Origin of the sequence: Actinokineospora sp. PR83, from assembly GCF_021056305.1 — a bacterium.
Taxonomy (GTDB): Bacteria; Actinomycetota; Actinomycetes; order Mycobacteriales; family Pseudonocardiaceae; genus Actinokineospora; species Actinokineospora spheciospongiae.
In genome coordinates this window covers 23,454-29,681 of record NZ_JAJCXD010000069.1, presented here as the reverse complement: position 1 = coordinate 29,681, position 6,228 = coordinate 23,454, and the positions used below count along the sequence as shown (strand labels likewise).

The 6,228-nt window shown below is 70.7% G+C and carries 5 protein-coding genes; all 5 read left to right on the top strand.

All coding sequences use genetic code 11. The features are described 5' to 3' along the window. The first annotated feature begins 45 nt into the window (after positions 1–45). The gene (locus L6E12_RS23230; RefSeq protein ID WP_236230042.1) at positions 46–1,218 is read left to right on the top strand and encodes a DUF3662 and FHA domain-containing protein; all 1,173 of its coding nucleotides are present in this window, start codon (positions 46–48) and stop codon (positions 1,216–1,218) included. Positions 1,219–1,379: 161 nt separating this feature from the next. Beyond that, complete coding sequence (locus tag L6E12_RS23225) at positions 1,380–1,838, top strand: FHA domain-containing protein (protein WP_035289761.1); 459 nt, start codon at positions 1,380–1,382, stop codon at positions 1,836–1,838. Beyond that, positions 1,835–3,268, top strand: coding sequence for a PP2C family serine/threonine-protein phosphatase (locus L6E12_RS23220; RefSeq protein WP_236230041.1), 1,434 nt, complete (start codon positions 1,835–1,837; stop codon positions 3,266–3,268). The genes L6E12_RS23225 and L6E12_RS23220 overlap by 4 nt, the downstream gene beginning before the upstream one ends. Then, on the top strand, positions 3,268–4,737 hold the full coding sequence (locus L6E12_RS23215; RefSeq protein WP_236230040.1) for an FtsW/RodA/SpoVE family cell cycle protein: 1,470 nt from the start codon (positions 3,268–3,270) through the stop codon (positions 4,735–4,737). The genes L6E12_RS23220 and L6E12_RS23215 overlap by 1 nt, the downstream gene beginning before the upstream one ends. After that, a complete protein-coding gene (locus L6E12_RS23210; protein WP_236230039.1) occupies positions 4,734–6,227 on the top strand; it encodes a penicillin-binding protein 2 in 1,494 nt (497 codons plus the stop codon). The genes L6E12_RS23215 and L6E12_RS23210 overlap by 4 nt, the downstream gene beginning before the upstream one ends. The last annotated feature ends 1 nt before the right edge of the window (position 6,228 follow it).

Genomic DNA, 6,228 nt, shown 5'->3' with positions numbered 1-6,228 from the left:
ACCCGGATACGATCGGCACAGGAGCACGCACGGGAAGGAGGATCCATGGGCATCGGGCAGCGGTTGAACCGCAAGCTTGAGAACATCGTGGGCAACTCCTTCGCGCGTGTCTTCGGTGGCAACGTGGTGCCCCAGGAGGTGGCGCAGGCGTTGCAGCGCGAGAGCGAGGACAACGTCCGCGAGTTGGCTGGTGGCCGGATGCTGGCGCCGAACCACTACGTGGTTCAGCTCGGGCCCGGGGACCACGACAACTTCGCGGGCGATGAAGACCGCATGAAGGCGCTGCTCGCGGACTGCGTGGCCGAGCATCTCAGCGAGCACGGCTGGGACACCTACGGCGACGTCGTAGTCTCCTTGGAGCGCTCCGACGCGCTGCACACCGGACAGTTCCGAACCCGCTCGTCCGTCGACCCCGACGTGAAGGCTCACGTCTCGGGCGCAGGCCACCAGGCAGGCAGACGGTCGGCACAACCCCGCAACGCAGGAGACCCATCCATGAGCCAGCCTCCCGGCTACGGCCAAGCGCCCGAGGGCGACCCTTACGGACAGCAGTACGGGTACGGCCAGGGGCAGTACGGCAACGATCCCAACTACGGCCAGCAGCAGGGCTACGGCCAGCAGCCGCAGCAAGGCGGCTACGACCAGCAGGGTTACGGCCAGCAGGGTGGCTACGACCAGCAGGGCGCCGCCGGTTACGGCCAGCAGGGCTACGACCAGGGCTACAACCAGGGTTACGGCCAGCAGCAGGGCGGCTACGACCAGCAGGGTTACGGCCAGCAGCAGGGGTACGACCAGGGCTACAACCAGGGCTACGGCCAGCAGGCGGGCTACGACCAGCAGGGTTACGGCGGCCAGCAGGCCGGGTACGGCCAGGACCCGTACGGGCAGCAGGGCGGCTACGCCCCGCCCGCGGTGCAGACCCAGCGGCAGCTCTCGGCCAGCCTGCAGCTCGACGACGGTTCCAACCGAAACTACTCGCTCAAGCAGGGCGGGAACGTGGTCGGCCGGGGCCAGGACGCGGACTTCCGGCTGCCGGACACCGGGGTGTCGCGCAGGCACCTGGAGATCACCTGGGACGGCCAGAGCGCCACGCTGGCGGACCTGGGTTCGACGAACGGCACCACGGTCAACGGCACCCCGGTGCAGACCTGGCAGCTCGCCGACGGCGACGTGGTGCGCATCGGGCACTCTTCGCTGGTGTTCCGTACGCAGGGCTGATCGGCCTGCCCGCAGGGGCGGGCAACGTCCGAGAGGGGCCAGACGTCCTGGAGGGCTGTCCGGAGTTCGTGGGCCCGGGCAGTCCTCGTGTCGACCTGGCCCGGTGGGGTGGGTCCGGCGCGAGCGGGCCTGCCGGTGAGAAGCGGGAGCGGCAACAACAAGTGCCAGAGTTGGTCATGCAGTTGACCAGAGCGGGGTTCCTTGCCCTGCTCTGGCTCTTTGTGCTTGCCGCGCTGCGGGTGGTCCGGTCGGACCTGTACGCCGCGTCCGGGCTCCGCGTGGCGGTGCCCGGGTTCCGCAGGTCGTCGGAGAAGAAAGTGCGCGGGAAGGCGCCCAGGCAGCTGGTGGTGACGCACGGGGCCCTGCAGGGGACCCGGATCACCCTGGACGGGCGGCCGATCATGATGGGCAGGGCGGACGACTCGACGCTGGTGCTCGACGACGACTACGCCTCGACCCGGCACGCCCGGCTGTCGCTGCGCGGAACGGACTGGTACGTGGAAGATCTGGGCTCGACGAACGGGACGTACCTGGACCGGGCTAAGGTCACCCAACCCCTCCGGGTGCCGCTAGGTGTCCCGATCCGCATCGGCAAGACGGTGATCGAGCTGCGCTCATGACCCTGGTACTCCGTTACGCGGCCCGCAGCGACCGGGGCCTGGTGCGCTCCAACAACCAGGACTCCGTGTACGCGGGCCCCCGCCTGCTCTCCCTGGCCGACGGCATGGGCGGCCACGTCGCGGGCGAGGTGGCCAGCAAGGTGGTCATCGCCGCCCTGGCCCCGCTGGACGACGACGAGCCCGGCGACGACCTGCTCGGGCAGCTCCGCGAGGCGACCCTCGCGGGCAACGGCGCCATCGCCGAGCTGGTCGCGGGCGACCCGGACCTGGACGGGATGGGCACGACGCTGTCGGCGATCCTGTTCGCCGGGAACCGCCTCGGCCTGGTGCACGTCGGCGACTCGCGCGTCTACCTGCAGCGCAACGGCCAGTTCACCCAGATCACGCACGACGACACGTTCGTGCAGTCGCTGATCGACGAGGGCCGGATCACCGAGGACGAGGCGGCGGTGCACCCGCAGCGGTCGCTGCTGCTCAAGGCGCTGACCGGGCACGAGGTCGAGCCGACGCTGACCGTGCGCGAGGCCCGCCCCGGCGACCGGTACCTGCTGTGCTCGGACGGGCTGTCCGGGCCGGTGAGCCACGAGACGCTCAGCGAGGCCATCCAGATCCCGGACCCGCAGGAGTGCGCGGACCGGATGATCGAGCTGGCGCTGAAGTCCGGTGGCCCGGACAACGTCACGGTGATCATCGCCGACGTGGTGGACATCGACTACGGCGACAACAACCCGATCGTCGGCGGTGCCGCGGGCAACGGCTCCGACGAGCGGCCGCCGCCGGATTCCCCGGCGTCGCGCGCGGGGGCGATCACCGCGCCGCGACCGGTGCCCCGGCCGCAGGCCCAGCCGGAACCGCCGGACCCCAAGATCAAGAAGCGCAAGCGGTTGCGCGCGCTGCTGGTCCTGCTGCTGGTGGCGCTGCTGCTGGGCGCGGGCGCGGTGGGGGTCCGGTACTGGGTCAACACGCAGTACTTCATCGGCGAGGGCGCCGCGGGCGAGGTCGCCATCTTCCAGGGCATCCAGGGCAGCGTCCTGGGGTTGTCGCTGAACAGCCAGGTGCAGGGAAGCTGCGGCCCGGAGGACCCGGTGCCGTGCGACCGGCTCTACGTCGAGGACCTGAACTCCATCGGCCAGGACGTGGTGCGCTCGGGCCGCAACACCGCCGACAACCTGTCCGACGCCAGGGAGAAGCTCAGCCAGCTCCGCACGAACCGGCTGCCGCTGTGCGACGACCCGGCCGACCAGGCGACCCCGACGGAGACCCCGGGCGCCCCGCCCGCCGCCCCGCTGCCGACCACCGGCGTCGCCACGACCACGGCCGCGGGCCCGACCACGACGACCGACGGCGCCGCGAGCACGACCGGCTCCACCGACCCCGCACCGGCGGGCGCCTGCCGCCAGCCGCGCGACGAGGACAAGGGCGGCGGCTGATGGCATCACCGGCCCAGGGCGCGGTGGGTGGTCCGGCGGCCGGGCAGGGCGCGGCCGCCGAGAGCACCACGCCGACGCGGCGCGGCACCGAGCTGTGGCTGCTCGGCTTCGCCGCGGCGCTGGTGACCGGTGCGCTGATGCTGGTGGAGGCCAACCAGGAGCAGACGCTCACCTTCCGGATCGTCTGGTACGGCCTGGCCTTCCTGGCCCTGTTCGGCGTGGCGCACGTGGCGGTGCGCCGGTTCGCCCCGTACGCCGACCCGCTGATCCTGCCCTGCGTCGCGGTGCTCAACGGGCTCGGACTGGTGATCATCTACCGGATCGACCTGGCGCTGAGCGAGCGCGCGATCCAGGCGGGCCGGGACTTCAACAACGACGTCCCCAAGCAGATCCTGTGGACCACGGTCGCGCTGGCGCTGCTGCTCGCGGTGCTGATCCTGATCAAGGACCACCGCACGCTGACCAAGTACAGCTACACCTTCGGCCTGGCCGGGCTGGTGCTGCTGGCGCTGCCCGCGGTGCTGCCCGGCTTCATCGCCCCGACCATCAACGGCGCCAAGATCTGGCTGCGGGTCGGCCCGTTCTCCATCCAGCCCGGTGAGTTCTCCAAGGTCCTGCTGCTGGTCTTCTTCGCGGCGTTCCTGGTCTCCAAGCGCGACCTGTTCATGGCCGCGGGCCGCCGGGTGCTGGGCATCGACCTGCCGCGCGCCCGCGACCTGGGGCCGGTCCTGTTCGCCTGGGCGATGTCGCTCGGCGTGCTGATCTTCCAGAAGGACCTGGGCACCTCGCTGCTGTTCTACGGCACGATCCTGGTGATGCTCTACGTCGCCACCGAGCGCGGCGTGTGGGTGGGCATCGGCGTCACGCTGTTCGTCGGCGGCGCGTTCGTGGCCTACAAGCTGTTCACCCACGTGCAGCAGCGGGTGGCCAACTGGTTCGACCCGCTGGCCACCTACAACGACATCGGCGGCGGCTACCAGATCGCGCAGGCGCTGTTCGGCCTGGGCACCGGCGGGGTGGGCGGCACCGGCCTCGGCGCGGGCCGCCCGGACCTGGTGCCGCTGGCCAACACCGACTTCATCGTCGCCGCCATCGGCGAGGAGCTGGGCTTCATCGGCCTGGCCGCGCTACTGCTGATCTACGCGGTGCTGGCCCTGCGCGGCATGCGCAGCGCGCTCGCGGTCCGCGACACCTTCGGCAAGCTGCTCGGCGGCGGCCTGTCGTTCCTGCTGATCATGCAGGTGTTCGTGGTCGTCGGCGGGGTCACCAAGCTGATCCCGATGACCGGCATCACCGCCCCGTTCCTGTCCTACGGCGGCTCGTCCCTGCTCGCCAACTACATCCTGGTGGCCCTCCTGCTGCGCATCTCCGACGCCGCCCGCCGCCCGCAGAGCGGTTCCCGGCCCCGGCCGGTCCCGCAGGCCCCGATCGCCGAGGCCCACACGGTCATGGTGGAGCGGCCGTCGTGAACACCCCGCTGCGCCGCGTCGGCCTGGCCATGCTCGGGATGGTCATCCTGCTGCTGGCCAACGTCACCTACATCCAGATCTTCAAGGCGGACGACTACCGCAAGAACATCAACAACAAGCGGATCGCGCTGGAGGAGTACTCCCGCGAGCGGGGCAAGATCCTCGTCCGCTCCGGCAACAACCCCGAGATCCTGGCGACGGTGCAGGCCACCAACGACCGCCTGCGCTACCTGCGCCAGTACACCAACGGCCCGCTGTACGCCCCGGTCACCGGCTTCTACTCGACCCGCTACGGCGCGGGCGGGCTGGAGAAGGCCGAGGACGAGATCCTCAACGGCTCCGACGACCGGCTGTTCGTGCGCAGGCTGTCGGACCTGATCACCGGGCGCGACCCGCGCGGCGGCAACGTCGAGCTGACCATCAACCCGGCCGCGCAGACCGCCGCCTACCAGGCGATGGAGAGCAACGGGTTCAAGGGCGCGGTGGTGGCGCTGAACCCGAAGACCGGCGAGATCCTGACCATGGTCAGCACGCCGTCCTACGACCCGAACCCGCTCTCGGCGCACGACGGCGACGCCCAGGAGCAGGCCTGGAACGGCTACAACAAGGACAACCCGGCCAAGCCCATGCTGAACCGGGCGATCGCCGAGAGCTACCCGCCGGGGTCGACGTTCAAGCTGGTGGTGGCCGCCGCCGCGCTGGAGGACGGCAAGACCAAGGACGACCCGGTCACCTCGACCGACCGGATCGCGGTCGGCGGGTCGGAGCTGCGCAACTACAACCGCGGCTTCTGCGACAACAACCGGGACTCGGTGTCGATGACGACCGCGCTGGCGCTGTCGTGCAACACCGCCTTCGCCCAGCTCGCGCACGACCTCGGCGACGAGAAGTTCCTGGAGCAGGCGGAGAAGTTCGGCATCGGCGAGGACAACCTGACCGTGCCGATGCCGGTGGTGCAGTCCTGCGTCGGCCCGAAGCCGGACGAGTGCATGTCGCTGTCGGACTCGAACGCGATCTACCAGAGCGCGATCGGGCAGCGCGACGTGCGGCTGACGCCGCTGCAGAACGCCGAGATCGTCGCCACCATCGCCAACGGCGGTGAGCGGATGCGCCCGCAGCTCGTGAGGTCGATCCTGGCGCCGGACCTGTCGAAGATCTCCGACTTCGATGAGGACAGCCTCGGCGACGCCATGTCGCGCAGCTCCGCCGAGCAGCTTCGCGACATGATGGTCGAGTCCGAGGCCAAGACCGGGGGCGCGGGCAAGCGCAGCGACCTGGTGATCGCCTCCAAGACCGGTACCGCCGAGACCGGCAACGACCCGAAGAACACCCCGCCGTTCGCCTGGTACGTGGCGTTCGCCCCCGCCGACGACCCCAAGGTCGCCGTGGCCGTCGTGGTGGAGAGCAAGGACGTGGCCGCCACCGGCGGCAAGCTGTCGGCCGCCGTCGGCCGGGCGACCATCAACGCGGCGCTGGCCGGGGGGAGCTGAC

Excerpts from the sequence above, each read along its gene's own strand:
- L6E12_RS23215 (WP_236230040.1), top strand. The coding sequence starts at position 3,268 with ATGGCATCACCGGCCCAGGGCGCGGTGGGTGGTCCGGCGGCCGGGCAG.
- L6E12_RS23230 (WP_236230042.1), top strand. The coding sequence starts at position 46 with ATGGGCATCGGGCAGCGGTTGAACCGCAAGCTTGAGAACATCGTGGGC.
- L6E12_RS23220 (WP_236230041.1), top strand. The coding sequence starts at position 1,835 with ATGACCCTGGTACTCCGTTACGCGGCCCGCAGCGACCGGGGCCTGGTG.